Origin of the sequence: Caballeronia ptereochthonis, from assembly GCF_001545075.1 — a bacterium.
GTDB lineage: Bacteria > Pseudomonadota > Gammaproteobacteria > Burkholderiales > Burkholderiaceae > Caballeronia > Caballeronia ptereochthonis.
Genome location: NZ_FCOB02000022.1, coordinates 89,593 through 116,064, shown reverse-complemented (window position 1 = coordinate 116,064; position 26,472 = coordinate 89,593). Strand labels below are relative to the sequence as shown.

Genomic DNA, 26,472 nt, shown 5'->3' with positions numbered 1-26,472 from the left:
ACGACATGAGCGATCTCTCCATTTACTCGGGCTACAAGTCGCTCGAGCTGCGCCGCCATCCGCATGGCGTGCTCGAAGTGGTGATGCCCGGAACGGGCGCGAACAAGAGCGGTCTCTCCACCGCTGACGCCAGCATGCATCGCGAACTCGCGGACATCTGGCGCGACATCGATCGCGATCCGGATACGCGCGTCGCGCTGATTCGCGGCGAAGGCAAGGGCTTTTCGGCGGGCGGAGATCTCGGGCTCGTCGAGGAGATGGCGAACGACTTCGACGTGCGCGCGCGTGTCTGGCGCGAGGCGCGCGATCTCGTGTACAACGTGATCAACTGCGGTAAGCCGATCGTCTCCGCGATGCACGGCCCCGCGGTCGGCGCGGGGCTGGTCGCCGGCTTGCTCGCGGATATCTCGATCGCGTCGAAGTCGGCGCGCATCATCGACGGACATACGCGGCTCGGCGTCGCGGCGGGCGATCATGCGGCGATCGTCTGGCCGCTGCTGTGCGGCATGGCGAAGGCCAAGTACTATCTGCTGCTGTGCGAGCCGGTGAGCGGCGAGGAAGCGGAGCGCATCGGGCTCGTGTCGCTCGCCGTCGATGAAAACGAGCTGATGCCCAAGGCGATCGAAGTCGCGAATCGTCTCGCGCAGGGCTCGCAGACCGCGATCCGCTGGACCAAGTACGCGCTCAACAACTGGCTGCGTTCGGCGGGGCCGACCTTCGATACGTCGCTCGCGCTGGAATTCATGGGCTTCGCGGGACCGGACGTGCACGAAGGCATGCGCTCGCTTCGCGAGCGGCGCGCGCCGGATTTTCCGGGCGGCGCGCCGTTCTGATCCACGCGAACATACACACGAGAGAACAAGGAGAGTCGAATGACCGACAACGCAGGCGGCACGCCGCCCTATACGATTCCCGGCTTTCCCGGATTCGGCGATGCCAGCATGATGGGCAAGATGTGGGAACTGATGCGCCTGAACCCGTTTGCGGCCGCGATGCCGGGCGGCGGGCAGGGCGTGGGTCCCTCCCTCTCGATGATGTCCGACATGCTCGCTCCGCTGACCAATATCGAAGATCTCGACAAGCGCGTGACCGACATGCGCGCCGTCGAGCAGTGGCTGAAGCTCAATCTCAACATGCTGCAATCGGCGATTCAGGCGCTCGAAGTGCAGCGCGCGACGCTCGCGACGCTGCGGGCGTTCGGCGCGTTTGCGCAGACTTCGGTCGAAAGCGCGCAAAACGTGGCGGCGGAGAAGGCGAAGGCCGCTGCTGCCGGCTGGCCGATGGGCGGCGCCGCCGCGAAGCCGGATGCGCCGAAGGAAGAAGCGGCCGGACAGGCGCCCGCGGACAAATCGGCCGCCGAAGGCGAGGAACGGAGCGCGCAGGCGCCCGCCGCGCCGCCGCCCGGGTTCGATCCGGCCGGCTGGTGGAACGTGCTGCAGTCGCAGTTCAACCAGCTCGCGCATCTCGCGATGCTCCAGCCCGGCATGAGCGCCCCGCTGAACCCGATGGGCGCCGCGGATGATTCGCCTGCCGCCGCTCGGGACGCGGCGAATCCGGCTGCGGACGCAGGCGAGGAAAAGCCCGAAGCCGCGGCTGCGAAGAAAGCGCCCGCGAGGAAGTCCGCGCCGCGCAAGAAGCCTGTGTAAGTCATCGATTCAGTCTCGTTCCTTCGGACCGAACGCCCGGCGGCGCGCCATGCGCCGACGGGCCCGCCGATTTCCTTCGATGCGCCCGGGCGCATCGAACCGCGTCCGGCGTCATCTGCATAAAATGCATCCTGCACCGCCGACCGTTTCGATTTTGTCTATGATGAAACGTGGACGATGCCGAACTTTGTCCAACTTTCCGGTCGGGCATGCTATCTGCGTCGATCCCGATGTGACTTCTTCCATCGATCTGTCCATGGCAAATTCATTCGAACGGGATTTCGATCTGGAGCCGTTTTCCGCTGGCGAGGAGATTTCTGCGCCCGCGCCCAGGCGTGCCGCCGCGCCGGGCATGGTGGGCATCGGCATTGGCGCGATCGCGCACGAAATCGGTCTGACGAAGGACACGCTGCGCGTCTGGGAGCGCCGTTACGGCTTTCCGCGACCGATGCGCTCGCCCGGCGGCGAGCGTCTGTACCCGCAGGAGCAGGTGTCGAAGCTGCGGCTCGTCAAGCGTCTGCTGGACGCGGGGCATCGTCCGAGCAAGGTGCTCGGGCAGTCGATCGAAGTGCTGCAGCAGTTCGCCGAGCGTTCCGGGATCGCGCAGGACGCGCCGGACGCCGAGCTCGATCATCTGATTTCGTTGCTGCGCGCGAGCGCCTATGAGGAGTTTCGCTTCGGACTTCTGAAGCGCGCGACGCGCGACGGGCTCGAGCGCTTCGTGCTGGACGTGGCGGCGCCGCTGTCGGCGCGCGTCGGCAACGGGTGGGCCGCGGGCACCCTGCAGGTCCATCACGAGCATCTCTTCAGCGAGGCGCTGCAGACGACACTGCGCACGCTGATGCGTCCGCTCTCCGATGCGCTGCGTGGGCGCGGCAGCCGCCCGCGCGTATTGCTCACGACGCTCTCCGGCGAAGGCCACGGCCTCGGCATCCTGATGGCCGAGGCGATGTTCACGCTCTCCGAATGCGAGTGCATCCAGTTGGGGCTGCAGACGCCGCTGCACGATATCGTCGATGCCGTGGCGGTGCACAACGTCGACATCGTCGCACTGTCGTTCACGGGGGTAATGCCGACGCAGTCCATCGCGCACGGCCTGACCGACCTGCGCAATCTGCTGCCGCCGCAGGTGCGCATCTGGGTCGGCGGAAGCAGTCCGGCGCTGCGCCGCAAGTTCCACGACGGCGTGCATCACGTGGCAGGATTGACCCCGATCGACGCGACTGTCGCGGATTGGCGTCAATCGGCCGTGCTATGATCAAAGACGCTCGTCGCGGCGGGCGATGACGCGGGACTCGACGGCTGGCGCGCCCAGCGCCGCAGTCCGCGCCAGCCACAGGCGGCGCCGCGTAGTTCGCGTTGCATGCGCCTCGCACCGCTGTCACGCCGGTGTGCCATACTGCGCGGCCGGCGCAGTGCCGGCGGCAGGCTCGGCTTCACTTGAACATACCTCAGGCACAGGTTTCGCTCCTCACCCACGGTAGAACAAGACGCACAACACGCAACATTTGCACGGGGAAGTGCAGTGTTAACAGCGGGACGCGATGCGTTGCCGCGGCGCTATTTCCAGCGCTTCGTTGTCGCTTTTCGTCTTCGGCCGACCGAATCCCGCGTAAAATTGAAAGCTTGGCTGTTCCCGTGCAAGGCATTTGCGCACGTGTGAACCGAAAGTCAATACAGATATAACGTCGCATAAGTGGCATCAGGGGTGGACTATGAACACCATGCTTTATCCGGAACTCTATAAATCGCTGGAATCCGTCCGCTGGGATATGGAAAAAGACATTCCTTGGGACACGTTCGATGCGTCCCTGCTCACCGACGAGCAGGCCAGGACCATCAAGATGAACGCGATCACCGAATGGTCCGCTCTTCCCGCAACCGAAATGTTCCTGCGTGACAACCACCACGACAGCGACTTTTCCGCTTTCATGAGCGTATGGTTCTTCGAGGAGCAGAAGCATTCGCTCGTGCTGATGGAGTATCTGCGGCGCTTCAGGCCCGAACTCGTGCCGACCGAAGAGGAGCTGCACGCGGTGCGCTTCGAGTTCGATCCGGCGCCGCCGCTCGAAACGCTGATGCTGCACTTCTGCGGCGAGATCCGCCTGAATCACTGGTACCGCCGCGCTGCCGAATGGCATACCGAGCCGGTCATCAAGCACATCTACGAAACCATTTCGCGCGACGAAGCCCGCCACGGCGGCGCGTATCTGCGCTACATGAAGAAGGCGCTCGCGAATGCGGGCGATACGGCGCGCGCCGCGTTCGCGAAGATCGGCGTGCTGATGGCCTCCGCGCGCCGCACCGAAAAGCCGCTGCATCCAACCAACCTGCACGTCAATCAGGCCCTCTTCCCGCGCGATACCGTGCAGTCGCGCCTGCCTGATCCGGAGTGGCTCGAGCGCTGGCTCGACGACCAGATCCGCTTCGACGACAGCTGGGAGAGGAAGGTCGTCGAGCGCATCCTGCACAACCTGTCGATTCTGTTCGAGCGTTCGTTCGTGACCGCGCAGGAGCTGAACCGTTATCGCAAGGAAGTGGTGCAGCGTCTGCAGGCCGCGCCGGGCGGCTCGGCCGAGCAGCCGGCCTGAGTCCTCGGGCTTTGAAGGAGAGACGGCCCGCCGGGTTGAACCGGCGGGCCGTTTTGCTTTTCGTGCCGCATCGATATCGCATTCCGCGCCAGGCGCCGTGGCACAATTTGCGCTTTCAGAACACCGCATCGAGCGCCGCCATGCCCGCCATTTTCGAACGCAAGCTCACCACGCGCGAGGCGCTCGCCGCGCTTCGTCCGACGCTCGCCGGTCCCGTCGTCTTCACCAACGGCGTCTTCGACATTCTTCATCGTGGTCACGTGACCTATCTCGCCGACGCGAAGGCGCTGGGCGCGACGCTCATCGTCGGCGTGAACAGCGATGCTTCGGTACGTACGCTCGGCAAGGGCGACGATCGCCCGATCAATCGCGAGGACGATCGCATGGCGCTGCTCGCGGCGCTGGAAAGCGTCGACTGGGTGGTGAAGTTCGAGGAATCGACACCGCTGCAACTGATCGAGGCGTTGCGCCCCGACGTGCTCGTGAAAGGCGGCGACTACGACATGGACAAGCTGGCCGAATCGGCGCTCGTGCGCGGCTGGGGCGGCCGGGCGCTCGCCATCGCGTTCGAGCACGACCGCTCGACGACCGCATTGCTCAGGAAGGTCCGCGCGCAGTCCTGAGCCGCGTCGAGGCTTACTGCCCGAGCGGCGAGGCCTGCACGTTCGCGGCGGGCGCCGGGCCGCCGACGCGCGGCTGATCGAACGATTCTTCGGGATGGAGCGCGCGCGTCGTCAGCGCTTCGGGATGAACCTGCTGCAACAGGTGATGCGGCTCGCGCGCGCCCGCGGCCGGCAGCGGACCGAAGGCGCCGCGCATGACCGCGAACATCAGCAGGTTGGCGAGAATCAGGAGGGTGATCAGCCAGCGCAGCATTCGTGGGCTCCGTCCTTTGGTCCGTTGGTCAGCAAATCAGGAAGAATGGCGCGCCGTCGCGTCGCGCGCGATGAGCGCGAGGCCGGACAGCACGAGGGAATCGTGTCGAATATGCGGCACGCCGAGCGCGCCCGCGATTTCATTTGCGGCGCCGCCGCCGAGCACGAGACGGACGTCGGTTTGCCAGTCCGCTTTCAGGTCATGCCACGCGCGCTCGATCAGGCTCGCCTGCGCGAGCAGGCATCCGGCCGAGAGCGCGGCGGCGGTGTCGGTGGCGAACATACCGCGGGTTTGATTGAGCGCTTCGCGTGCGGACGCGGCATCGAGCGTCGGCAATTGCGCGGTGTGGCTGCCGAGGGATGCCATCATCAGCGACCAGCCCGGCGCGATCAGGCCGCCCGTGAAGACGCCGTCGGCGCGCAGCGCTTCGAGCGTCGTCGCGGTGCCGAAGGTCGCGACGAGCAGATGCTCGCCGGGGTACGCGGCGCGCGCGCCGATCATTCCGCACCAGCGGTCGCTGCCGAGGCGCGACGGTTCGGCATAACCGTTGACCACGCCGCATTGCTCGGCCTTCGCGCGCACGACGGTGCGCGGCAGAGCAGCCCAGCGCGCGTCGATCAGGCGCTGGATGCGGTTTTGCACCGGCATGCCCGCAACGTTCGAAATCCATGCGCTCGCCGGCGTCGCCAGATCCGACCAGGCCTCGAGCGCGGCGTCGTCGGCGGCGCTCGAATGGTGAGCGTGCTCGAATGCGCCGTTCGCCAGCGCGGCGCCGTCTTCATCGACGAGCGACCACTTGATGCGGCTGTTGCCCGCGTCGATCAGCAGATACCGTGTATCGCTCACGGACGCTCCCTGGCCAGCCGCAGCGTCAGTTCGCCGCTCGCGATGGTGCGCGGGCCCTCGGGGGCGTCGATCAGCAACTGGCCGCTGTCGTCGACACCCGACGCGATGCCGTGCGTCACTTCCCTGCCTTGATCGAGCAGCGCGACTTCGCGTCCGGCCCAGGCGTGCGCGTCGAGCCAGCGCTGGCGGAATGGCTTGAAGCCCTCGGTTTCGAAGCGCGGGAGCGCGGTGTCGAGCGCGTTGAGCAGCGCGGCGAGCGTGTCGGTGAGATTCGCATCGGGCCACGCGCGCGCGAGCGCGGCGGGCGCGGCGCCCGGCGCGGACGACGCGGCCAGCCGGTTCGCATCGTCGACCCGGGCGGCAAGCTGCTCCGCGCCATGCAGGTTCATGCCGATGCCGATTACCACGGCCGTCGCATTCGGCGTGTTCCACGCGGTCTCGATGAGGATGCCGGCGAGCTTGCCGTCGTCGAGCAGGACGTCGTTCGGCCATTTCAGCGCGGGCCGCGCGGACGGCGTGAGCGGCAGGCGCGCGAGCGCATCGAGCACGGCGGTGCCGATGGCGAGGCTCAGGCCCGACAGCCCTTCGATGGGCCGCTTCAGCACGCACCCGACCGACATCAGCAGCGCGTTGCCGGGCTCGGCGAACCAGGCGCGGCCGCGTCGTCCGCGTCCGGCGGTTTGCGAATACGCGATGCGGACCGTGGGCGCGGCGGCGCTGTCACGCGGCAGGGCGCGCAGTTGCTCCACCAGGTCGGCGTTGGTGGAGCCCGTCTCGTCGACGATGTCGATGGTCCAGTCGCGCGCGGGACGCTCGGCGAGTGTCACGAGCCGCGTGCGGTCGATGCGCCAGGGGGCGTCGGGGGCGAAGGGAGAGGGTGGGTTCATGGCGGGTATTGTAGCGGCGCGATGAGCATCGCTACCTCCGCGAGAATGTCACACGAACGCGATGCGCAGCGTCTTGCCGCAAGCCGTAGCGTATCTGTCGAGGATATCGAGCGATGGCGAATGCTTCTCGCTGGTGATCGACTGTTCAATCTGGTTCACCGCGGAGGTGGTCATACGTCGTTGTCCGTTGGATAACGACGCCGCGCGTGCAACACATTAAGAACGATGATGCGATCAGTCACGCGGTAAATCACGAGGTAGTTTGGATGAACAATCATCTCCCGGGTGTTCGAAACGCGTCCGCGTCGGTAGATGTACGGGTTTTCCGCCAGTGTCGTGACTGCTTCCCTGATTAAACCGACCAGATTTTCAGCTGCCTGTGGGTCACGTTCTTCGATGTACTCGTAGATTTCCTTGAGCCGCCTACGTGCACGCGGCCGCCAGTCAACGAGCATTTCTCGCCTTGCGTTTTGCTGCGATCAGCGCATCCATTTCAGCAAACACTTGATCGTGTGCGATGGATGGTGCAGGGTCCGACAGGGACGCTTCCACCTCGGCCCGAAACCATTTGTCATAGCGATCTGCGTCTTCCAGGGTGTCGAACTCGTGAATCAGAGGATCCAGTCTTGCGTCCATTGCTTTCGCACCAGAATTGTTGGATTCATCATAGCGCAACGACTTGAATGCAGCGCAAGGCGGAAATTCCTATCTTGGATCTTGGATCTTGGAACTTCGGAATGATTTCCGCTCGTCCCGCCATCCCCCGCCCCCAAACCAACCTTCGCTACAATGTCCTTTCCCCTTTAACCGCGTCTCACCGCGCCATCGATCCTTGGACTTCGACACGCCGCCGCGCCTAAGAGTGGAAGCCGGTCAGCAGGGCAAGGTGGTCCGGCTCTCGGGCCAGTGGACCGCGCTCGCGCTCGCCCGCGACCGCGCCAAGAGCGGCGTCACGCGACGGCTGCGCGCCATCGGGCGCGAGGCGATCGGCCAGTGGGATCTGCTTTCCGTCGAGCGGCTCGATCACGTCGGCGGCCAGGCGCTGTGGCGCGTCTGGGGACGGAAGATGCCCGCAACCATCGCGCTTTCCGATACGCAGCGCGAAATCTTCGAGCGCGTCGCGCTGCTCGATGCCGAGCGCGAGGAGCCCGAGCCCGTCGATCGCGTCGATCCGGTCACGCGCCTGGGCCAGCTGATCTTCACGTTCTTCGATCATCTCTACGGCGGCCTCGCGATGTTCGGCGGCTTCATGCTCGATCTCTTCGGGCTCGTGCGGCGTCCGACGCGCATTCCCTGGACCGAGATCTCCGCCAACATCTATAGCGCCGGCGCGCAGGCGCTCGCGATCACCGCGCTCGTCGCGTTTCTGATCGGCATCGTGCTGAGCTACCTGTCCGCGCAGCAGTTGCGCGTGTTCGGCGCGAACCAGTACATCGTGAACATCCTCGGGCTGTCGGTGATCCGCGAGCTCGGGCCGGTGCTCTCCGCGATTCTCGTGGCCGGGCGCTCGGGCTCCGCCATCACCGCGCAGATCGGCGTGATGCGCGTCACCGAGGAGCTCGACGCGATGCAGGTCATGGGCATCCCGCACGGCCTTCGGCTCGTGCTGCCGCGCGTGATCGCGCTCGGCATCGCGATGCCGCTGCTCGTCATGTGGACCAACATCATCGCGTTGACGGGCGGCGCGCTCGCGGCGAAGCTCGTGTTGTCCATCGACATGAATTTCTTCATCCGCTCGCTGCCGTCGGTCGTGCCGATCGCGAATCTCTGGATCGGGCTCGGCAAGGGCGTCGTGTTCGGCATGCTGATCGCGCTCGCCGCGTGTCACTTCGGCTTTCGCATCAAGGCGAATTCGCAGAGCCTCGGCGAAGGCACGACGACGTCCGTCGTTACGTCGATCACCATCGTGATTCTGGCGGACGCGGTGTTCGCGATCCTGTTCCAGAACGTGGGGCTATAAACGAATGTCGACCACGCTCGCCACCGCCGTTCGCCACCAGCCGCCGCCCGTCATCGCGGAGCCGGTGATCGAGGTACGCGATCTGACGAAGCGCTACGGACGCACGGTGATCCACGAGCATCTGAATCTCGACGTGCGGCGCGGCGAGATCGTCGCGTTGCTGGGCGGCTCGGGTTCGGGCAAGACGACGCTCGTGCGGCAGATTCTCGGGCTCGAATCGCCGACTTCCGGCACCATTCGCGTGCTCGGCGAGGAATGGGCGCGCATGGACGACGAAACCGCGAAGATGCTGCGCACGCGCTCCGGCATGATGTTCCAGCAAGGCGCGCTGTTCTCGTCGCTGACTGTGTACGACAACATCGCGCAGCCGTTTCGCGAGCTCGGCAAGATTCCCGAGGACCTGATCCGCGAGTTCGTGATGCTCAAGCTCGAGATGGTCGGCCTGTCGTGCAAGCACGCGAGCAAGATGCCTTCGGCGCTGTCGGGCGGCATGGTCAAGCGCGTGGGCATCGCGCGGGCGATCGCGCTCGAGCCCGAGCTGCTGTTTCTCGACGAGCCCACGGCCGGCCTCGATCCGAAGGCCTCCGACGAGTTCGTCGATCTGATCGCCACGCTGCATCGCGCGCTCGGCCTGACCGTCGTGCTGGTCACGCACGATCTCGATACGATGGTCGCGCTTTCCACGCGCGTCGCCGTGCTGGCGGAGAAGCGCGTGCTCGTCGCGGCGCCGGTGGAGGAGGCCTGCGCGGTGGATCATCCGTTCATTCGCGAGTATTTTCTCGGGCGGCGCGGACGCCGCGCGCTGCAGGCGTTGCCGCCCGAGCGCCGCGCGAAGCTGCCCGCGGCCGCGCTCGAGGACGCGCCGATCGCCGTCAACAAGTAGCCGCGTCACGCGGCCCGGGGCCGACGCTGCCGGGAAGTCAAAGGAACCTGCCGATGGAAAACAAATCACATGCGTTCTGGACCGGGCTTTTCACGATCGTCCTCGTGCTGGCCATCGCGTTCGCCGTGTTCTTCTTCAACGTGGATCGCACCGTGCGCGTGCCTTACGACCTGATCGCGCGCACCAACGTCACCGGGCTCTTCACGGACGCCGCCGTGCGCTATCGCGGTCTGGGCGTCGGCAAGGTGGAATCGATCCGCTTCGATCGCGCCCATCCAGGGCAGATCCGCATCCGCATTCTCGTCGACCAGAACGCGCCGATGACGCACTCGACCTTCGCGACGCTCGGCTTTCAGGGCGTGACCGGCATCGCGTTCGTGCAGCTCGACGACACCGGCAGCAACCCCAGCCCGCTCGCGTCGTCGCCACAGCACGTCGCCGAGGTGCCGATGCGTCCGGGCCTGTTCGAGCAACTGCAGCAGCGCGGCGACATCATCCTGAAAAAGTTCGAGCGCCTGTCCGACGACGCCGACAAGTTCCTCTCCGATGACGTGCGCGATCAACTCATGGAAACGACGAAGAGCCTGAAGGGCGCGGCGGACGGCATCGCGACGCTCGCGAGCCAGGTCCAGCCCGCGACGGCGCAATTGCCGCAGACGCTGAAGCAGATCAACACCACCCTCGCATCGACCAATCAGCTCGTGCAGAACCTGAATCGTCCGGACGGCCCGTTCGTCACCAATCTGAACAAGGCGGGCAAGGCCGCGGAGGACGCGAGCGCGGCGCTCTCGGACATGAACGAATCGCTGCGCTTCGTGACGGCGCGCGTGGGCTTCGAGGCGCTGCCGCGCTTCTATTCGTTCAGCGACGACGTGAGCGCCGCCGCGCGCTCGATCGACCGCGCCGCCGACGCGTTCAGCACCAATCCGCGCAGCGTGCTGTTCGGCGCGCCGCAGCAGGCGCCCGGGCCGGGCGAGCCGGGTTTCGCATGGCCCGCGCAGCCGGCGCATTGATCGAGAAAACGACATGGCAAACTTCGATTTGAAACTAGGAATCGCGGCGTGCGCGCTCGCCTGCGTCACGCTGCTCGCAGGCTGCGGATCGACGCCGAGCGCGATGCCCAACGCGCACTACGACCTGGGCGCGCCGCCCGCCGCGAACGCGACGGCCAGCGCCTTGCCGATGCCGCCGGTGAAAGTGCTGGCCGTGGCCGCGCCGCGCAGCCTCGAAACCGATGCCTTCGCGTATCGCCTGAGCTACGTGGACGCGCAGCGCACCGGCAGCTATTCGAACAGCCACTGGACGATGCCGCCCGCGCAACTGCTGACACAGCGCCTGCGCGAGGCGCTCGCGGCGCGCGGCCCGATCCTGTCGGGCGCCGATCCGGTGCGCGCCGTGCCGCTGCTCGAAGTCGAACTGACGAGCTTCGAGCAGGTCTTCGATGCGCCCGAGCAGAGCCACGGCCTCGTGTCCGTGCGCGTGACGCTCACGCAGCAGGGGCGCGTGGTCGGCCAGCGCAGCTTCGCCGCGAGCGCGCCCGCGCCGACCGGCGACGCATCCGGCGGGGCGCGGGCGCTCGCCGCCGCATCGGACGACGTCATCGCTCAACTCAGCGCGTGGCTCGCCGCGCAACCGCTTTCCGCGTCCCGATGATATTGGGTTGTTTTACCATCCGCACAGGGCGGAGGCGTCCGGGCGGCTCATGACGATCAAGCAATGGCAGCGCCGCCCGTCGGCGTTTTCCCGGCAGGCGCTCGGCGCATACGCGGCGCTCGTCGTCTATGGATCGCTGTATCCGTTTTCCGGCTGGCGCTCGCTCGGGCTCAGCCCGTTCGCGTATCTCACCGATCCGCTGCCGCAATATCTGACGGTCTTCGATGTCGTCACCAACGTGCTCGGCTACATGCCGCTCGGCGCGCTGATCGTGCTCGCGCTTTATCCGCGCTTTCGCGGCACGCCCGCCGTGGGCGCGGCGCTGCTCGGCGGCGCGCTGCTTTCCGGCACGATGGAGGCAATCCAGACTTATCTGCCGACGCGCGTCGCCTCGAATCTCGATCTCGCCGCGAATGCGTTCGGCGCCCTTGTCGGCGGCGTGCTGATCGCGCCCGCGACCAGCGCGCTGCTCGACAGAGGCTTGCTCAGGCGCATCCGCTTCACGTGGTTCGAGCGCGACGCGGCGTATGTCATCGGCCTGTCGGCGCTGTGGCCCTTCGCGACGATGTTCCCCGCGCCCTATCTCTTCGGCGGCGGCGACCTGCCGCGTGCGCTGTGGGACGGGCTCGATCCAGCGATGCAGGACGCGATCCTCGCGTGGACGCCCGCCGCGTGGGACGTCGAAAGCTGGCCGGACCGGCTCGGCGCGCTCCTGCCCGACGACGCGTGGGAAGCGCTCATCACGTCGAGCAGCCTGTTCGCCGCGCTCGTGCTCGCGACGCTGCTCACGCGCAGGCGCGCACCGCGCATCCGGCTGATGCTCGGCCTGATCGCGATGACGCTCTTCGCGAAAGCGGGCGCCGCGTTCCTGCAATCGCGCGCGGGCCTGACCTTCGACTGGGCCACGGACGGCGCGCTGGAAGGCATCGGCATCGCTACGGTGGCGGGCGTGCTGTCGGTGTCGCTGCCGCGCGGGCTGCGCGCGGCCCTCGCGGGCGCCGCGCTCGTGCTGTCGCTCGCGCTCGTCAATCTGCTGCCGGTGAATCCGTACTTCGACATCGTGCTCGCCGACTGGCGACAGGGGCGCTATCTGCACTTCAACGGGCTCGCGCACTGGCTCTCGTGGGTGTGGCCCTATGCGGCGCTCGGCTGGCTCGCATCGGCGGCGGAGCATGCCTGGCTCGCGCGCCGGCGCGCCCGGCGCTCCGCGTGAAACCGGGGCAAAGCGCCGAAGCGCCCACTCTGGTCGCAGCGGGCACGAACATCGCTCGCTATAATCGACCGACACTCTCATCGCATCGCGCTCATGGATTCCTTCTACAAGTATCACGTGTTCTTCTGCCTGAACCAGCGTGACGCCGACGCGCCGCGCCCGAGCTGCGCGAACTGCAACGCGCAGGCCATGCAGGAGCACGCGAAAAAGCGCGTGAAGCAGCTGGGCCTCGCGGGCGAGGGCAAGGTGCGCATCAACAAGGCGGGATGTCTCGACCGCTGTGAGCTGGGGCCGGTCGTGGTCGTGTATCCGGAAGGCACGTGGTACACGTATGTCGATGAAACCGACATCGACGAGATCGTCGATTCGCATCTGGTCAACGGCAAGGTCGTCGAACGTCTCCTCATCGATCAACCGGCATGAACGCGCAAACCGAAAAATTCCTGATCGACGGTCCCGTCGGCAAGATCGAAGTCGCGCTGGATCGCACGGAAGGCGCGCCGCGGGGCATCGCGCTCGTCGCGCATCCACACCCGCTGTTCGGCGGCACGATGGACAACAAGGTCGCGCAGACGCTCGCGCGCACCTTCGTGCAGCTCGGCTACACGACTTACCGCTCGAATTTCCGCGGCGTCGGGCAGACCGCGGGCGAGCACGACAACGGCACCGGCGAACAGGACGACCTGCTCGCGGTGATCGACCACATGCGCGCGCAGCCGGGCCAAGCCGACGTGCCGATCGTGCTCGCGGGCTTTTCGTTCGGCACGTTCGTGCTGTCGCATGTCGCGAAGCGCATGCACGAGGCGGGCAAGCCGATCGAGCGCATGGTGTTCGTCGGCACGGCGGCGAGCCGCTGGGACGTCGTGCCCGTGCCCGAGACCACGCTCGTGATTCACGGCGAAGTGGACGACACCGTGCCCATCCAGTCCGTGTACGACTGGGCGCGGCCGCAGGAACTACCGGTCGTCGTGATTCCGGGCGGCGAGCACTTCTTCCACCGCAAGCTGCATATCCTGAAGCGCGTGATCGTCGATGCGTGGCGCTGACGCGTCATCGACTCGTTCCCGAGCATTCCCCGCGGCGCAAGGCTTTCGAAGGCTTGCGCCGCGTTGCTTTCGACGTACCGAAAAGCATCGATTCGCGCGACATGTAGGCAGATTCGCAGGAATCCGGCGGCGCGCGACGCGTATAATGGCGCAGAATTTTTTCGCCGCAGCCTTTGTTTCGCTCGAGCGGCGTCGCGCGATGCGTCGTTCGACGCCGATGCGCCGGCCCCGAGCGCCGGTCCACGCGACGAACGCCCAAGCCAAACGTTTGAGAACCGTTTGAGAACCGATAGCGCGGCCGTCTGTCGAATGAGCGCTTCTTCGCCGCGGCACCGCGCGTGCCGCCCTTCTGGCGAAGTGCGCGGACGGCATCGACGGTCCGCCTGTTCAACCCGCGTTTCGCCGACCCAGATCCCCGATCATCGACGAAGCGCCGATGCTTTTTCTGCCGATCGATCCTATGCGCTTTCTCCCTTCCGGCCTGTCTGTTCCTGCTGTTTCCATGTCCACTGCTTCCGCCATTCATCGCCGCGCCTTCAAGGCCGCACTCGTGCTGCCCGCCGTACTGGCAGCCGCAAGTGCGTTCGCGCAAGTCCCGCCGCCCGACGTGACGGCGCGCTCGTGGGTGCTCGTCGATGCAACCAGCAATCAGGTGCTCGCATCGGGCAATCCCGATGAGCGCGTCGAGCCGGCATCGCTCACGAAGCTGATGACCGCGTATCTCGTCTTCGACGCGCTGAAGACGAAGAAGATCAACATGGATCAGACCGTCATGCCGAGCGAGGCCGTGCGCCGCGTGAGGACGGACGAGTCGCGCATGTTCATCGAGGCGAACAAGCCGGTCACGGTGCACGACCTGGTGTACGGCATGATCGTGCAGTCGGGCAACGACGCGGCCATCGCGCTCGCGGAACTCGTCGGCGGCAGCGAAGGCAACTTCGTGCAGCTGATGAACGCGGCGGCGAAGCGCATCGGCATGAAGAACACCAACTTCGCCGATGTCAACGGCATGCCCGATCCGCAGCATTACACGACCGCCGGCGACCTCGCCGTGCTGTCGACGCGCCTGATTCGCGACTTCCCCGAGTACTACGGCATCTTCTCGGTGAAGGACTTCACGTACAACAAGATCAAGCAGCCGAACCGCAACCGCCTGCTGTGGCTCGATCCGACCGTCGACGGCCTGAAGACCGGCCACACGAAGGCCGCCGGCTATTGCCTGATCGCGACCGCCAAGCGCTCGCTCGTCGGCGTGCCCGACGCGAGCCGCCGTCTCGTCGCCGTGATGATGGGCGAGCCGAAAGAGCACAACCGCGTGCAGGACAGCCTGAAGATGCTGAACTACGGCTACACCGCGTACGACGCGCTGCGCCTCTACAAGGCCAATCAGGTGATCGACTCGCCGCGCGTGTACAAGGGCGCGACCAACAACGTGCAGGCCGGCGTCACGACCGATCAGTACATCACCGTGCCGAAGGGCCTGGGCGACAAGGTCAAGCCGACGGTCACGCACAACGACCTGCTCGTCGCGCCGATCAAGAAGGGCCAGCAGATCGGCACCGTCAAGATGATGGCGGACGGCAAGGAAATCGCTCAGTTCCCGCTCGTCGCGCTGCAGGATGTGCCGGAGGCGGGCCTGTTCGGTCGCCTGTGGGATTCGGCGCTGCTGATGTGGCAAAAGCGCAGCAAGTAACCGATGGTCTGAAAAAGGAGCGGTCTCGATGAGCCAAGCCGAAGTGTTCGATCCGACGGTCTATCTGAACGGTGAGTGGGGGCCGCTTTCCGAAGCGCGCATTCCCGTGCTCGACCGCGGGTTCATCTTCGGCGATGGCGTGTATGAAGTCGTGCCGCTCTACGCGCAAGCCGATGGCGCGCGCCTGCCGTTCCGGCTGAAGCAGCATCTCGCGCGGCTCGATCGCAGCCTCGGCAAGATTCGCATCGACAATCCATTCGACGACGCCGGCTGGCGCGCACTGATCGATCGCGCGATCCGCGAAAACGCGGGCGAGGGCGACGCGCTCGTCTACATCCAGGTGACGCGCGGCGTCGCGAAGCGTCGCGGGCACGCGTTTCCGGCGGACATCACGCCGACCGTGTTCATCATGATCAGCAAGCTCGTCTTCCCGAGCGTGGAAGAGCGCTCGCGCGGCGCGGTGGCCGTGACCGCGGAGGACAAGCGCTGGCTGCATTGCGACATCAAGTCGGTGTCGCTGCTCGGCAACGTGCTGATGGCGCAGCACGCCGTCGAAAACGAGGCGCTGGAAACCATCCAGTTGCGCGACGGCTTGCTTACCGAGGGTTCGTCCTCAAATGTGTGGGTCGTGAAGAACGGCACGCTGCTGGGCGCGCCGCGCGGGCCGCGCATTCTGGAAGGCATCCGCTACGGTCTGGTCGAGGAACTGGCGCAGGAGGCCGGCATCCGGTTCGAGGAGCGCGACATCACCGAAGCCGAATTGCGCTCGGCCGACGAAATCATGATCAGCTCCGCGACCAAGGAAGTCATGCCGATTACCACGCTCGACGGCAAAAGCGTCGGCGACGGCCGACCCGGTCCGGTCTATGCTGCACTGTACGACGCCTACCAGCAAGCCAAGGCGCGGGAGTTCACCGAAGAGGCGAAACGCGCGAAGTGAAGGAGAAAACCATGTCCGATTCCAAATCCGACTCGAAAGCTGACTCCAAGCCGCAATCCACCGATCCGACCGACGCCGCCGCGCACAGCGCCGACGAGCTGTTCGAGTTCCCCTGCGATTTCCCGATCAAGGTGATGGGCAAGTCGCATCCGGACTTCCACGACACGATCGTCAATGTGCTCAAGGAGTTCGACAAGGATTTCGACGTGTCGCGCGTCGAGACGCGTCCGTCTTCCGGCGGCAACTACACGGGGCTCACCTGCACCGTGCGCGCGCAGAATCGCGCTCATCTCGACGACATCTACCGCGCGCTCACCGGCCATCCGATGGTCAAGGTAGTGCTTTGATCCTGCCCGCGGGCGCATCGCACACCGCCGGCGTGCGCTCGTAGAGCAACCTGAACTGCTCGGCCTCGCCGACGATCCACTCCCTGAATGCCTGCACGCGCGCTGTTTCGAGCAGCGCGGGCGGGCACACGAAGTAGTACTTCCACGGGCTCGGCCCGTCGACGTTGAATAGCCGCACGAGGCGCCCCGCGAGAATCTCCTGCATCGCGAGCGAGCGCCGCACGAGCGCGATTCCCTGGCCGTCCATGGCCGCCTGGAGCAGGTTCGACGAATCCTCATACAAGACGCCGCGCTTCGGTTCCGCCAAATCCGTGAGCCCGGCCGCGTCGAACCATGGCCGCCACAATTCCTCGTCCGAGCGCAAGAGCGGCACGTTCGCCAGATCTTGCGGCACGCGCGGCAGTTCGCCGCCCCGGAAATTCGGCGAGCACGCCGGAAAGAACACTTCGTCCAGCAGTTCCTCGGTATGCAGGCCGGCGTACTTGCCGTAGCCGAAACGGATTGCGACATCCACGTCGTCGCGATTGAAGTCGGTGAGCGCGTTGGTCGACAGCAATTCGAGGTCGATTTCCGGATGCTTCTCGATGAACCGCCCCACGCGCGGCGTCAGCCACCGCGCCGAGAACGACGACAGCATCGACACGATCAGCCGCCGGTCGCGATCGCCCGAGCGGATGCGGCGCGTCGATTCCGCCAGCGCCACGAGCGCCGCGCGCACCTCGGCGGCGTACTGCCTGCCGCGATCGGTCAAGCGCACCCGCTTGCCGTCGCGCGCGAAAAGCGACACGCCGAGCTCCGCCTCCAGCGCGCGAATCTGATGACTGACCGCGCCGTGCGTGACGAACAGTTCGTCGGCGGCGCGGGAGAAGCTTTCGTGACGGGCGGCGGCCTCGAAGGCGCGCAGCGCGTTAAGGGCAGGAAGCTGGCGGAGGTCCATATGGATGGTCGCGGGTGTGGTTGTCAATACAGCTCACATAGCGGTGAAAATTGATCGTTTTGCCCAATGCCTTGCCACGCCTAGGATTGTAGTCACCGAAACGTTCCCTTGGCGGAGTGGATCATGCGAGAAATATCAACAAGTGTCACCTTCGAAATCAAGCCCGGCGAAACCGTGCCGATGCGCATTGCCCGCGGCACGCGCCTGACGGTGCACGGCAACCCCGTCTGGGCGACACGCAGCAACGACATCGAGGATTACTGGCTCGCGCCCGGCGACGATCTGAAGCTGCGCGAGCGCGAGCGGCTGTGGCTTTCGGTCGAAGGCGACCGGCCGGCGTACGTCGTCTTCACGATCCTGCCGCGTTGCGACGAACGCGCGATGCGCTGGCTCTCGACGCGCATCGAGCGTCTCGGGCAGCGCTTGCGCTCCGGATGGCGGACGGTCTGACGCAACTATTCGAATTTGCCATCGACAGCATGCGAATTCACCATCGGCGGGCATGGGTCGATTTCGGTAAACTACCGGGACCATGCCCGCCACACCGCTCGCACTCCCACAAGACATCGACGACGCGCCCGACACTGTGCTCAGTTCCGGTGACTATCCGGTCGCGTTGCGCTGGCGAGGCCTCGAACCCTATCAGCAAAGCTTCGACGCGATGCGCGCGTTCACCGACGCCCGCACGGCCGACACGCCCGACGAAATCTGGCTCGTCGAACATCCGCGCGTTTTCACGCTCGGCTTGGCGGGCGATCCCGCGCATTTGCTGCTGGCTGACAGCGGCATCCCGCTCGTCAAGGTGGATCGCGGCGGGCAGATCACGTATCACGGACCGGGGCAGATCGTTGCTTATCTGCTGATCGACCTGCGTCGCCGCAAGCTGATGGTGCGCGAGCTGGTGCGGCGCATCGAAGAGGCTGTGATCGAAACGCTCGCATCGTATAATCTCGCCACCGATCGCAAGGCTGGCGCCCCCGGCATTTATGTCGCGCAGCCCTCGGCGCAGCAGGTGCAAGAAGGCGCGAACGTTCGTTTGCACGGCCTGCATCTGGGCGCGAAGATCGCCGCGCTCGGGCTCAAGATTCGCAACGGCTGCAGCTATCACGGCGTGAGTCTCAATGTGAGCATGGACTTGCAGCCGTTTCTCGCAATCAACCCGTGCGGCTACGCGGGACTCGAAACGGTCGACATGGCGACGCTCGGCGTCGCGGCCGGCTGGCGCGACGTAGCCCTCCTGCTGGCCGAACGGCTGGCACATCAAATCGGTGGCCTCCCCGCAAGCGCCGCTCAACCGCAAGACGGCACGACGGTGGAAGACCGTCCCGCTGCAACAACCGGATCGACCGAATGACTGACGCAACCGCAAACCTGGCTGGCGATACCGCTCCCGTCTCGTCGACTTCATCGGCTACGCCCGCTGCTTCCTACGACGCCACCGCGAAGCAGAAGGCGCAGGCGAAGACCTCGCGCATTCCGATCAAGGTCATCCCGATCGAGAAGCTCAAGAAGCCGGACTGGATTCGCGTGCGCACGGCGACGGGCAACTCGCGCTTTTACGAGATCAAGCAGATCCTGCGCGAGCACAACCTGCATACGGTGTGCGAGGAGGCGAGCTGCCCGAACATCGGCGAATGCTTCGGCAAGGGTACGGCGACGTTCATGATCATGGGCGACAAGTGCACGCGCCGCTGCCCGTTCTGTGATGTCGGACACGGCCGCCCCGATCCGCTCGATGCGGACGAGCCGCTGAACCTCGCGCGCACGATCGGCGCGCTGAAGCTGAAATACGTGGTGATCACGTCCGTCGACCGCGACGACCTGCGCGACGGCGGCGCGGCGCACTTCGTCGAGTGCATCCGGCAGGTTCGCGAGCATTCGCCGGAAACGCGCATCGAGATTCTGACGCCGGACTTCCGCGGCCGGCTGGACCGCGCGATCGGCATTCTGACCGCCGCGCCGCCGGACGTGATGAACCACAACCTCGAAACGGTGCCGCGTCTGTACAAGGAAGCGCGTCCGGGGTCGGATTATCACCATTCGCTCAAGCTCCTGAAGGACTTCAAGGCGCTGCATCCGGAAGTCGCGACGAAGTCGGGCCTGATGGTCGGCCTCGGCGAGACGGAAGAGGAAATTCTCCAGGTGATGCGCGATCTGCGCGCGCACGACGTCGACATGCTGACGATCGGCCAGTATCTGCAGCCGTCGGAGCACCATCTGCCGGTACGGGCTTACGTGCATCCGGATACGTTCAAGATGTACGAGGAAGAAGCGTACAAGATGGGCTTCACGCACGCGGCCGTCGGCGCGATGGTGCGGTCGAGCTATCACGCGGACCTGCAGGCGCATGGGGCGGGCGTGGTTTGAGCGCTTCCTGCTCTTGCGCGACGAAAACCCGCGGGCGACCGTGGGTTTTTTTTCGGACGTCGTGCAGCCAATTCGAACCTGCCAGCAACGCTTGATAGTTGGCGAAAGCCGGTATGCAAGCAAGACTTGACCTCTGCCCCGGATGAGCGGGCCTTCCAGATCGCCGGACGCCCGAATTCCGGATTTCCGGAAAGTCGGATTCCGCCTAAGCGTTCGACCAAAAATATCCCATCGAATCAATGGTCTGCAATCGAATAAAACTGGCATCGCCCTTGCAATAAGAAAGCCACGGCCTGCGAGCCGCCCATAAAAGTCAAGGAGACAAGCCGATGACCCCTCTCGCATCCAAACGTCCCTGAATCCGTCGACGAAGCGGCTATCGCTTACGCGGCGCGATTCGACGTGCGCATCCCACGGACTCACCGCGCACCACAACGCTCCCACGCGTCAAGGCCTGCCGCTGGCTGTACCTTTGCCAACTGCTTGTTATCGCCTGGAACCATCGTGAAAAAACCTATCCATAAAGTCCTGTACGTGCAGGTGATCATCGCGATCATCATCGGCATCGCGCTCGGGCATTTCTATCCCTCGCTCGCCACGGACATGAAGCCGCTCGGCGACGGGTTCATCAAACTCATCAAGATGGTGATCGGGCCGATCATCTTCTGTACCGTCGTGACCGGCATCGCCGGCATGGAGGACATGAAGAAGGTCGGGCGCGTCGGCGGCAAGGCGCTCCTGTATTTCGAAATCGTCTCGACGTTCGCGCTGATCCTCGGCCTCGCCGCGACGCACATTCTCAAGCCCGGCGTCGGCTTCAACGTCGATCCGGCCACGCTCGACCACAAGGCCGTCGATTCCTTCGCGACCAAGGCGCACGGCCAGAGCACGGTCGATTTCTTCCTGCACATCATTCCGGACACGCTGGTTTCGGCGTTCGCGCAGGGTGAAATCCTCCAGATTCTGCTGATCGCGCTGCTGTTCGGCGCAGTGCTCGCGCACATCGGCGAGCGCGGCCGCGTGGTGACGACGTTCATCGAAGGCCTGTCGAGCATTCTGTTCGGCATGGTGGGCATCATCACGAAGCTCGCGCCGATCGGTGCGTTCGGCGCGATGGCGTTCACCATCGGCAAGTACGGCATCGGCTCGCTCCTGCCGATGCTCAAGCTGATCGGCACGTTCTATCTCACGTCGATCGTGTTCGTCGTCGTGGTGCTCGGCGCGATCGCACGCATGGTCGGCTTCTCGATCCTGCGCTTCGTCGCCTACATCAAGGAAGAAATGCTGATCGTGCTCGGTACGAGCTCCTCGGAAGCCGCGCTCCCGCAACTGATGCTCAAGCTCGAAAAGCTCGGCTGCTCGCGCTCGGTCGTGGGCCTCGTCGTGCCGACGGGCTACTCGTTCAACCTCGACGGCACCAACATCTACATGACGATGGCGGTGCTCTTCATCGCGCAGGCGACCAACACCGACCTCACGTGGGGCCAGCAGCTGACGCTGCTCGCGGTGACGATGCTCACGTCGAAGGGCGCGAGCGGCGTGACCGGCGCGGGCTTCATCACGCTCGCGGCGACGCTCGCCGTGGTGCCGACCATTCCGCTCGCCGGCATGGTGCTGATCCTCGGCATCGACCGATTCATGAGCGAGTGCCGCGCGCTGACGAACATCGTCGGCAACGGCGTGGCGACGGTGGTCGTGTCGGCGTGGGAGCATGAGCTGGACCGCGCGAAGCTGAAAGCGGCGTTGTCGCGCGAAGTCGACGTGACTGACACCGAAGAAGTGAAGTCCGTCTAAGCAACGTCACCATCCGGAAGCGATCATGCAAGCGGCGAAGCCTCAGTCTGCGAGCGCTTCGCCGCAGTCGTTTCCGGCCGCTTCCCAGCCTTACCCGGAAGGCGCGTATGCCACAATGACAGATCCTCATTCGCGGGAATCTGCTCACGTGACGCGCCGCATCCTCGTGTTCTTCGCGCTCTTCGCCGCGCTCGTGGCGTGCTGCGCGCTCACCTGGCACGTCGCGTGGCAGCGCGGCATCGACGAATTGCGGCTCAATGCCGCGAGCCGCGTCGATCGCACGACGAGCACGCTCAAGAGCACGCTCGACCGTTACGAATATCTGCCGTATCTGCTCTCGCATCATCCGGTCGTGCAGAACGTGCTCGACCATCCCGATCGGGCCAACGTCGATCGCGCGAACCGTTACCTGGAAGATCTCAATGCGCGCGCGCACGCCACGGTCACGTATCTGATCCGCGCGAAGGGCATCTGCGTGGCCGCGAGCAACTGGAACGGCGCGGACAGCTTCGTCGGCGTGGACTACAGCTTCAGGCCATATTTCGTCGATGCCGTGAACGGCGGCGTGGGCCGGTTCTTCGGGATCGGGACGATCTCGACCGAACCCGGCTATTACATCTCGCAGCCCGTGTATCGCGAAGGCACGCACGAGATCCTCGGCGTGGCGGTGGTGAAGCTCAATCTCGAATGGCTGCAAGGCGCCGATGCGTCCGAGCCGCTCATCGTCACCGACGATCACGGCGTGATTTTCCTGTCGTCGGTGCCCGCGTGGAAATATCACACGGTGCGGCCGCTGCCGCAGAACATCGAGGCGTCCGTCTATGCGACGCGCCAGTACGCGCAGCAAGCCATCACGCCCTTGCCGATGACCATCGTCAAGACGCTCGAAGGCGGTGCGCAGATCGTGCGCGTCGGCGGCGGGCGCAATGCGCCGGCGTTTCTCGCGACGCATCGCGCGATCGGCGAGCCGGACTGGCAGCTCATCACGATGGCGCCGCTCGATCCCGTCGAAAGCGCCGCGCAGAACGCGGTGATCGTGACGGCGCTCGTGTTCGTGTCGCTGTGCCTGCTCGCGTTCTACTGGCGCATGCGGCGCGCGCGCGTGCGCGAGATGATCCGCAGCCGCGAGCTGCTGCAAACGGCCTATGCCGAGCTGAATCAGCGCGTCGCGGAGCGCACGGCGGATCTGTCGGAGGCGAACGCGCAGCTCACGAGGGAAGTGAACGAACGCACGCGCGCCGAACAGGATCTGCGCGCCGCGCACGACGAGCTCATCCAGGCGAGCAAGCTCGCGGCGCTCGGCCAGATGGCGGCGGGCATCACGCACGAACTGAATCAGCCGCTCGCCGCCTTGCGCAGTTTCTCCGACAACACGCGCGTCCTGATCGAACGCGGCGATCAGGCGGCGGCGCGCGAAAATCTCGAAGCAATTGCGTCGCTGACCGAGCGCATGGGCAACATCACGAACCAGCTCAAGCTGTTCGTCACGAAGGCGCGGCCGAAGAACGCGCGCGCGGACGTCGCGCGGGCGCTGCGCAACGTGTTCTCGATGCTGCGTCCGCGCATGAGGAATGTCGTGGTCGACATCGCGCCCGAGCTCATGGGCGATAGCGCGCCCCTCTACGCGCGCTGCGAGGACTTGCGGCTGGAGCAGGTGCTGATCAACCTGGTCGGTAACGCGCTCGATGCGGTCGCTTCGTGCGACAAGCCGCGCATCGTCATCGAACTGGATGCGCGCGCGGACGCCATCGAGCTCATCGTGCGCGACAATGGTCCGGGCATTCCCGCCGACGCGCTGCCGCGCCTTTTCGAGCCGTTCTTCACGACGAAGGAAATGGGCCACGGACTGGGTCTGGGACTTGCGATTTCATCGGCGATCGCGCGCGACTACGGCGGCACGCTCGTCGCGCGCAATCGCGAGGCGCCGATCGTCGCGGACGGGCCCGAAGGCGGCACGCAGGCCGACGCCGATCACTCTCATGGCGCGGAGTTCGTGCTGACGCTGCGTCGCGCGTAAAACATAGTCGAGGCAAGACCATGACCACCGGTTTGCAGGTGATCTTCATCGAAGACGACGAACTCGTGCGGCGCGCGAGCGTGCAGAGCCTGCAGCTCGCCGGCTTCGACGTGACCGGCCACGGCAGCGTCGAATCCGCCGAGCGCGCGATCGACGCGAGTTTTCCGGGCGTTATCGTGAGCGACATCCGCCTGCCGGGCGCGAGCGGCCTCGATCTGCTCGCGCAGTGCCGCGAGCGCGCGTCCGAAGTGCCGGTGATTCTCGTCACGGGCCACGGCGATATCTCGATGGCCGTGCAGGCGATGCGCGACGGCGCGTACGACTTCATCGAGAAGCCGTTCGCATCCGAGCGGCTGATCGAAGCCGTGCGCCGCGCGCTGGAGCGCCGCAAGCTCGTGCTGGAGAATCAGGCGCTCAGGCGCGAGCTGGCGGAACAGAGCAGCGTCGCGCCGCGCATCATCGGGCGCAGTCCGGCCATCGAGCAGGTGCGGCGGCTGATCGCCAATGTCGCGCCGACGGACGCGTCCGTCCTCGTCAACGGCGATACCGGCGCGGGCAAGGAGCTGATCGCGCGCAGCCTGCATGAAATGTCGCCGCGTCGCGACAAGCCGTTCATCGCGGTGAATTGCGGCGCGCTGCCGGAGCAGATGTTCGAGTCGGAAATGTTCGGCTACGAGGCGGGCGCGTTCACCGGCGCTCAGAAGCGGCGCATCGGCAGGCTGGAGGCCGCCTCGGGCGGCACGCTCTTTCTGGACGAAATCGAGAGCATGCCGCTCTCGTTGCAGGTGAAGCTGTTGCGTGTATTGCAGGACGGCGTGCTGGAGCGGCTCGGCTCGAATCAGCCGGTACGCGCGAACCTGCGCGTCGTCGCCGCCGCGAAGGGCGACATGAACGAGCACGTCGCCGATGGCACGTTCCGGCGCGACCTGCTGTACCGGCTGAACGTCGTGACCATCACGCTGCCGCCGCTCAATGAGCGCCGCGAGGACATCGTGCCGCTCTTCGAGCACTTCCTGCTCGATGCCGCCGTGCGCTACGAGCGCCCCGCGCCGCTCATCACGGACCGCCAGCGCGTGGAGCTGATGCAGCGCGACTGGCCCGGCAACGTGCGCGAGCTGCGCAACGCCGCGGATCGCATGGTGCTCGGCATTCTCGATGACGGCGGCGCTGCGTCGCTCGACACGTCGACGCAATCGCTCAAGGAACGCGTCGAGCAGTTCGAGCGCGCGGTGATCGGCGAGACCCTCGAGCAGTGCGGCGGCGCGGTCGCGGTGGCGGCGGATCGCATGCAGCTCGGCAAGGCGACGCTGTACGAGAAGATCAAGCGGTATGGAATCGTCGTGAAAGGCGATTCGTCCGAGCGCTAAAGCAAAACGCCCGCTGGAATCAGCGGGCGTTTGGTTTGATCGGCCTTCGGCGCTTATGCCGAGCCTAGCGCCTTGTCGAGCAGTTGATCCAGTTCGGCGAACGTCGGCTCGCCGACATAGCGCTTCAGGATCTTGCCTTTCCTGTCGATGACGAAGGTCGTCGGCGTCAGCTGCACGTTGCCGAACTGCTTGGCGGCGCTGCCGTCATCCATCGCGACCTTGAACGGCAGGTTGCGCGTCTGTGCGTAGTTGCTGACGTACATCGGCGCGTCGTAGTTCATCGCGACCGCGACGAACTCCAGGCCGCGGCCCTTGAACTTGTTGTACGTGTTGATCATCTCGGGCATTTCCTTCATGCAGGTCTCGCAGCTCGTTGCCCAGAAGTTGACGAGATACACCTTGCCTTTCAGATCGCTCGCGGTGGAAATCTTCTGTCCCGACAGCAGCGTGAATGTCGCGTCCGGCACTTTCTGCTGGCCGCCGAAGGCGAAGTAGCCGGTGCAGGCGATCACGCCGGCGACGAGCGCCGTCACGATATAGCGCAGCGGGCTCTTGGCGCGCGTGGATGTTTCTTGCGTGGCTTGGGACATGTGAAACCTCGGATTGCCGGGCCGGCGCGGCGAATGGGCGCAACCGCACGGGTAAGTGCTGCACATTTTAGCGCCGTTTTCGGGATGAAGTCGTGACGCGCTGATAAGGCCGGCATTGCAGCGCGATAATGATGGTTTTCACGCAGTGGTCCCTCATGAAGCGCGCTTTCTCTTTCTCCCCCAGACCTTTCGTCAGGTGTTTTCGTCCGATCAATGCTTTATCCGCCGCCGTGCTGCGCGCGGGAGTGTGCGCATCCGTCGCATGCGGCGCGCTGCTGGCATGCACGCCTGCTTACGACTGGCGCACCGTGATGAACAACGACGACGGCTACGAAGTGACGCTGCCCGCCAAGCCGCGTTCGGACGAACGCAAGATCGAGATCGCCGGCCAGCCGATGACGATGCGCATGCAGACCGCGGAAGCCGGCGATGCCGTGTTCGCCGTCGGCACGGTGGTGCTGCCGAGCGCCGATCCGGCCTTGCAGCGCGCGACGCTCGAGTTTCTGCAACATGGTCTCGCGCGCAACGTGAACGCGAAGCCCGAGGCGCGCGAGACGCAGATCGACCTGGCGGCGGGCGGACGGGTGCCGGGCAGCGAGATCGAGGTGAAGGGGCAAGGCGGAGAGAAGCGGGAGTCGCGGACCATTCACGCGCGGTTCGTCGCGCGGGGGACGCATGTCTATCAGCTCGCGATCGTGTCGGACAAGATGCCGCCGCCGGAGCAGGCAGACCAGTTCTTCGCGTCCTTCAAACTCTTTTAGAGGAAGTCCTCGAATTCTGCGAGTATTGACTTAAGAAACACCTTAGTCGCGCTTGAGG

General features: G+C 65.5%; 31 protein-coding genes. 22 read left to right on the top strand and 9 right to left on the bottom strand.

Translation table 11 applies throughout. The annotated features are described in order from the left end of the window. Window positions 1-5 precede the first annotated feature (5 nt). The 5 genes from AWB83_RS23065 (at window position 6) to rfaE2 (ending at window position 4,860) form a co-directional block, all read left to right on the top strand. Window positions 6-833, top strand: a complete 828-nt coding sequence (locus tag AWB83_RS23065; protein ID WP_087047931.1) for an enoyl-CoA hydratase/isomerase family protein — start codon at window positions 6-8, stop codon at window positions 831-833. Window positions 834-872: 39 nt separating this feature from the next. Next, complete coding sequence (locus AWB83_RS23060) at window positions 873-1,646, top strand: PhaM family polyhydroxyalkanoate granule multifunctional regulatory protein (RefSeq protein ID WP_087047930.1); 774 nt, start codon at window positions 873-875, stop codon at window positions 1,644-1,646. Between the two features lie 256 nt (window positions 1,647-1,902). Continuing rightward, window positions 1,903-2,904, top strand: coding sequence for a MerR family transcriptional regulator (locus AWB83_RS23055; RefSeq protein ID WP_087047970.1), 1,002 nt, complete (start codon window positions 1,903-1,905; stop codon window positions 2,902-2,904). Between the two features lie 457 nt (window positions 2,905-3,361). After that, window positions 3,362-4,237: a ferritin family protein gene (locus AWB83_RS23050; protein WP_087047929.1), complete on the top strand. Its 876-nt coding sequence runs from the start codon at window positions 3,362-3,364 to the stop codon at window positions 4,235-4,237. A 140-nt stretch (window positions 4,238-4,377) separates the two neighbouring features. Continuing rightward, window positions 4,378-4,860, top strand: coding sequence for a D-glycero-beta-D-manno-heptose 1-phosphate adenylyltransferase (gene rfaE2 / locus AWB83_RS23045; RefSeq protein ID WP_087047969.1), 483 nt, complete (start codon window positions 4,378-4,380; stop codon window positions 4,858-4,860). A gap of 13 nt (window positions 4,861-4,873) precedes the next feature. Here rfaE2 and AWB83_RS23040 read toward each other — a convergent pair whose 3' ends face one another. The 6 genes from AWB83_RS23040 to relB are packed head-to-tail and all read right to left on the bottom strand — an operon-like array spanning window position 4,874 to window position 7,482. After that, entirely contained in the window at window positions 4,874-5,113 is a 240-nt protein-coding gene (locus AWB83_RS23040) for a hypothetical protein (RefSeq protein ID WP_087047928.1), read from the bottom strand. Between the two features lie 36 nt (window positions 5,114-5,149). Then, entirely contained in the window at window positions 5,150-5,959 is an 810-nt protein-coding gene (locus tag AWB83_RS23035; protein WP_087047927.1) for a type III pantothenate kinase, read from the bottom strand. Then, window positions 5,956-6,846 carry a biotin--[acetyl-CoA-carboxylase] ligase gene (locus tag AWB83_RS23030; protein ID WP_087047926.1) on the bottom strand — a complete coding sequence of 297 codons (891 nt, stop codon included), beginning with the start codon at window positions 6,844-6,846 and terminating at the stop codon, window positions 5,956-5,958. The genes AWB83_RS23035 and AWB83_RS23030 overlap by 4 nt, the downstream gene beginning before the upstream one ends. A gap of 48 nt (window positions 6,847-6,894) precedes the next feature. Continuing rightward, the gene (locus tag AWB83_RS37545; protein ID WP_279629095.1) at window positions 6,895-7,020 is read right to left on the bottom strand and encodes a hypothetical protein; all 126 of its coding nucleotides are present in this window, start codon (window positions 7,018-7,020) and stop codon (window positions 6,895-6,897) included. Next, window positions 7,017-7,301 carry a type II toxin-antitoxin system RelE/ParE family toxin gene (locus tag AWB83_RS23020; RefSeq protein ID WP_087047925.1) on the bottom strand — a complete coding sequence of 95 codons (285 nt, stop codon included), beginning with the start codon at window positions 7,299-7,301 and terminating at the stop codon, window positions 7,017-7,019. Before AWB83_RS23020 ends, AWB83_RS37545 begins: the two co-directional genes overlap by 4 nt. Beyond that, window positions 7,291-7,482: a type II toxin-antitoxin system RelB family antitoxin gene (relB, locus tag AWB83_RS23015; protein ID WP_087047924.1), complete on the bottom strand. Its 192-nt coding sequence runs from the start codon at window positions 7,480-7,482 to the stop codon at window positions 7,291-7,293. The genes AWB83_RS23020 and relB overlap by 11 nt, the downstream gene beginning before the upstream one ends. 196 nt (window positions 7,483-7,678) lie before the next feature. Here relB and AWB83_RS23010 point away from each other — a divergent pair, with 196 nt between their 5' ends. The 10 genes from AWB83_RS23010 (at window position 7,679) to AWB83_RS22960 (ending at window position 16,581) form a co-directional block, all read left to right on the top strand. Next, window positions 7,679-8,806: an MlaE family ABC transporter permease gene (locus tag AWB83_RS23010; protein ID WP_087047923.1), complete on the top strand. Its 1,128-nt coding sequence runs from the start codon at window positions 7,679-7,681 to the stop codon at window positions 8,804-8,806. Window positions 8,807-8,810: 4 nt separating this feature from the next. Further along, window positions 8,811-9,689 (top strand): ABC transporter ATP-binding protein, encoded by an 879-nt coding sequence (locus tag AWB83_RS23005; protein WP_087047922.1) that lies wholly within the window; start codon window positions 8,811-8,813, stop codon window positions 9,687-9,689. A 53-nt stretch (window positions 9,690-9,742) separates the two neighbouring features. Then, the gene (locus AWB83_RS23000; protein WP_087047921.1) at window positions 9,743-10,702 is read left to right on the top strand and encodes an MlaD family protein; all 960 of its coding nucleotides are present in this window, start codon (window positions 9,743-9,745) and stop codon (window positions 10,700-10,702) included. 13 nt (window positions 10,703-10,715) lie between these two features. Next, entirely contained in the window at window positions 10,716-11,342 is a 627-nt protein-coding gene (locus tag AWB83_RS22995) for an ABC-type transport auxiliary lipoprotein family protein (RefSeq protein ID WP_087047920.1), read from the top strand. A gap of 49 nt (window positions 11,343-11,391) precedes the next feature. Continuing rightward, window positions 11,392-12,555 (top strand): VanZ family protein, encoded by a 1,164-nt coding sequence (locus tag AWB83_RS22990; protein WP_087047919.1) that lies wholly within the window; start codon window positions 11,392-11,394, stop codon window positions 12,553-12,555. Between the two features lie 93 nt (window positions 12,556-12,648). After that, entirely contained in the window at window positions 12,649-12,978 is a 330-nt protein-coding gene (locus AWB83_RS22985; protein ID WP_062609073.1) for a (2Fe-2S) ferredoxin domain-containing protein, read from the top strand. Continuing rightward, a complete protein-coding gene (locus tag AWB83_RS22980) occupies window positions 12,975-13,601 on the top strand; it encodes an alpha/beta hydrolase (protein ID WP_087047918.1) in 627 nt (208 codons plus the stop codon). The genes AWB83_RS22985 and AWB83_RS22980 overlap by 4 nt, the downstream gene beginning before the upstream one ends. Before the next feature lie 460 nt (window positions 13,602-14,061). Then, window positions 14,062-15,294, top strand: a complete 1,233-nt coding sequence (locus tag AWB83_RS22970) for a D-alanyl-D-alanine carboxypeptidase family protein (RefSeq protein ID WP_087047968.1) — start codon at window positions 14,062-14,064, stop codon at window positions 15,292-15,294. Window positions 15,295-15,322: 28 nt separating this feature from the next. Continuing rightward, window positions 15,323-16,234, top strand: a complete 912-nt coding sequence (locus AWB83_RS22965) for a D-amino acid aminotransferase (protein ID WP_087047916.1) — start codon at window positions 15,323-15,325, stop codon at window positions 16,232-16,234. Between the two features lie 11 nt (window positions 16,235-16,245). Continuing rightward, a complete protein-coding gene (locus tag AWB83_RS22960; protein WP_087047967.1) occupies window positions 16,246-16,581 on the top strand; it encodes a DUF493 family protein in 336 nt (111 codons plus the stop codon). Here the strand turns inward: AWB83_RS22960 and AWB83_RS22955 are convergent. Beyond that, complete coding sequence (locus AWB83_RS22955; RefSeq protein WP_087047915.1) at window positions 16,565-17,518, bottom strand: transcriptional regulator GcvA; 954 nt, start codon at window positions 17,516-17,518, stop codon at window positions 16,565-16,567. The genes AWB83_RS22960 and AWB83_RS22955 overlap by 17 nt on opposite strands. Before the next feature lie 123 nt (window positions 17,519-17,641). Here AWB83_RS22955 and AWB83_RS22950 point away from each other — a divergent pair, with 123 nt between their 5' ends. From AWB83_RS22950 to AWB83_RS22925, 6 genes are all read left to right on the top strand, one after another. After that, window positions 17,642-17,968 (top strand): DUF2917 domain-containing protein, encoded by a 327-nt coding sequence (locus tag AWB83_RS22950; protein WP_087047966.1) that lies wholly within the window; start codon window positions 17,642-17,644, stop codon window positions 17,966-17,968. Window positions 17,969-18,050: 82 nt separating this feature from the next. Further along, complete coding sequence (gene lipB / locus AWB83_RS22945) at window positions 18,051-18,872, top strand: lipoyl(octanoyl) transferase LipB (RefSeq protein WP_244197853.1); 822 nt, start codon at window positions 18,051-18,053, stop codon at window positions 18,870-18,872. Continuing rightward, window positions 18,869-19,885, top strand: a complete 1,017-nt coding sequence (gene lipA / locus AWB83_RS22940; RefSeq protein ID WP_087047914.1) for a lipoyl synthase — start codon at window positions 18,869-18,871, stop codon at window positions 19,883-19,885. Before lipB ends, lipA begins: the two co-directional genes overlap by 4 nt. 504 nt (window positions 19,886-20,389) lie before the next feature. Further along, entirely contained in the window at window positions 20,390-21,679 is a 1,290-nt protein-coding gene (locus AWB83_RS22935; RefSeq protein ID WP_087047913.1) for a dicarboxylate/amino acid:cation symporter, read from the top strand. A 25-nt stretch (window positions 21,680-21,704) separates the two neighbouring features. Beyond that, entirely contained in the window at window positions 21,705-23,696 is a 1,992-nt protein-coding gene (locus AWB83_RS22930; RefSeq protein WP_167389152.1) for a sensor histidine kinase, read from the top strand. A 20-nt stretch (window positions 23,697-23,716) separates the two neighbouring features. Then, window positions 23,717-25,063, top strand: coding sequence for a sigma-54-dependent transcriptional regulator (locus tag AWB83_RS22925; protein ID WP_087047911.1), 1,347 nt, complete (start codon window positions 23,717-23,719; stop codon window positions 25,061-25,063). Window positions 25,064-25,116: 53 nt separating this feature from the next. Here AWB83_RS22925 and AWB83_RS22920 read toward each other — a convergent pair whose 3' ends face one another. Together AWB83_RS22920 and AWB83_RS36850 are read right to left on the bottom strand one after the other, a co-directional pair. Then, window positions 25,117-25,653: a TlpA disulfide reductase family protein gene (locus tag AWB83_RS22920; protein WP_087047910.1), complete on the bottom strand. Its 537-nt coding sequence runs from the start codon at window positions 25,651-25,653 to the stop codon at window positions 25,117-25,119. Between the two features lie 67 nt (window positions 25,654-25,720). Continuing rightward, entirely contained in the window at window positions 25,721-25,939 is a 219-nt protein-coding gene (locus AWB83_RS36850) for a hypothetical protein (RefSeq protein WP_167389149.1), read from the bottom strand. Between AWB83_RS36850 and AWB83_RS22915 the strand changes: the two genes are divergently transcribed. Beyond that, on the top strand, window positions 25,884-26,414 hold the full coding sequence (locus tag AWB83_RS22915; RefSeq protein WP_087047909.1) for a hypothetical protein: 531 nt from the start codon (window positions 25,884-25,886) through the stop codon (window positions 26,412-26,414). The two genes, AWB83_RS36850 and AWB83_RS22915, sit on opposite strands and share 56 nt — an antisense overlap. Window positions 26,415-26,472: the final 58 nt, after the last annotated feature.

Bases quoted from the DNA above. Each gene is read 5' to 3' on its own strand.
- AWB83_RS23005 (WP_087047922.1), top strand. From the start codon at position 8,811: ATGTCGACCACGCTCGCCACCGCCGTTCGCCACCAGCCGCCGCCCGTC.
- AWB83_RS22980 (WP_087047918.1), top strand. From the start codon at position 12,975: ATGAACGCGCAAACCGAAAAATTCCTGATCGACGGTCCCGTCGGCAAG.
- lipB (WP_244197853.1), top strand. From the start codon at position 18,051: ATGCCCGCCACACCGCTCGCACTCCCACAAGACATCGACGACGCGCCC.
- AWB83_RS23055 (WP_087047970.1), top strand. From the start codon at position 1,903: ATGGCAAATTCATTCGAACGGGATTTCGATCTGGAGCCGTTTTCCGCT.
- AWB83_RS22970 (WP_087047968.1), top strand. From the start codon at position 14,062: ATGCGCTTTCTCCCTTCCGGCCTGTCTGTTCCTGCTGTTTCCATGTCC.
- AWB83_RS23060 (WP_087047930.1), top strand. From the start codon at position 873: ATGACCGACAACGCAGGCGGCACGCCGCCCTATACGATTCCCGGCTTT.
- rfaE2 (WP_087047969.1), top strand. From the start codon at position 4,378: ATGCCCGCCATTTTCGAACGCAAGCTCACCACGCGCGAGGCGCTCGCC.
- AWB83_RS22995 (WP_087047920.1), top strand. From the start codon at position 10,716: ATGGCAAACTTCGATTTGAAACTAGGAATCGCGGCGTGCGCGCTCGCC.
- AWB83_RS22955 (WP_087047915.1), bottom strand. From the start codon at position 17,518: ATGGACCTCCGCCAGCTTCCTGCCCTTAACGCGCTGCGCGCCTTCGAG.
- AWB83_RS22960 (WP_087047967.1), top strand. From the start codon at position 16,246: ATGTCCGATTCCAAATCCGACTCGAAAGCTGACTCCAAGCCGCAATCC.
- lipA (WP_087047914.1), top strand. From the start codon at position 18,869: ATGACTGACGCAACCGCAAACCTGGCTGGCGATACCGCTCCCGTCTCG.
- AWB83_RS23000 (WP_087047921.1), top strand. From the start codon at position 9,743: ATGGAAAACAAATCACATGCGTTCTGGACCGGGCTTTTCACGATCGTC.
- AWB83_RS22920 (WP_087047910.1), bottom strand. From the start codon at position 25,653: ATGTCCCAAGCCACGCAAGAAACATCCACGCGCGCCAAGAGCCCGCTG.
- AWB83_RS23050 (WP_087047929.1), top strand. From the start codon at position 3,362: ATGAACACCATGCTTTATCCGGAACTCTATAAATCGCTGGAATCCGTC.
- AWB83_RS22925 (WP_087047911.1), top strand. From the start codon at position 23,717: ATGACCACCGGTTTGCAGGTGATCTTCATCGAAGACGACGAACTCGTG.
- AWB83_RS23020 (WP_087047925.1), bottom strand. From the start codon at position 7,301: ATGCTCGTTGACTGGCGGCCGCGTGCACGTAGGCGGCTCAAGGAAATC.
- AWB83_RS22990 (WP_087047919.1), top strand. From the start codon at position 11,392: ATGACGATCAAGCAATGGCAGCGCCGCCCGTCGGCGTTTTCCCGGCAG.
- relB (WP_087047924.1), bottom strand. From the start codon at position 7,482: ATGGACGCAAGACTGGATCCTCTGATTCACGAGTTCGACACCCTGGAA.
- AWB83_RS22965 (WP_087047916.1), top strand. From the start codon at position 15,323: ATGAGCCAAGCCGAAGTGTTCGATCCGACGGTCTATCTGAACGGTGAG.
- AWB83_RS23030 (WP_087047926.1), bottom strand. From the start codon at position 6,846: ATGAACCCACCCTCTCCCTTCGCCCCCGACGCCCCCTGGCGCATCGAC.
- AWB83_RS23040 (WP_087047928.1), bottom strand. From the start codon at position 5,113: ATGCTGCGCTGGCTGATCACCCTCCTGATTCTCGCCAACCTGCTGATG.
- AWB83_RS22950 (WP_087047966.1), top strand. From the start codon at position 17,642: ATGCGAGAAATATCAACAAGTGTCACCTTCGAAATCAAGCCCGGCGAA.
- AWB83_RS22985 (WP_062609073.1), top strand. From the start codon at position 12,649: ATGGATTCCTTCTACAAGTATCACGTGTTCTTCTGCCTGAACCAGCGT.
- AWB83_RS22930 (WP_167389152.1), top strand. From the start codon at position 21,705: ATGCAAGCGGCGAAGCCTCAGTCTGCGAGCGCTTCGCCGCAGTCGTTT.
- AWB83_RS23065 (WP_087047931.1), top strand. From the start codon at position 6: ATGAGCGATCTCTCCATTTACTCGGGCTACAAGTCGCTCGAGCTGCGC.
- AWB83_RS37545 (WP_279629095.1), bottom strand. From the start codon at position 7,020: ATGACCACCTCCGCGGTGAACCAGATTGAACAGTCGATCACCAGCGAG.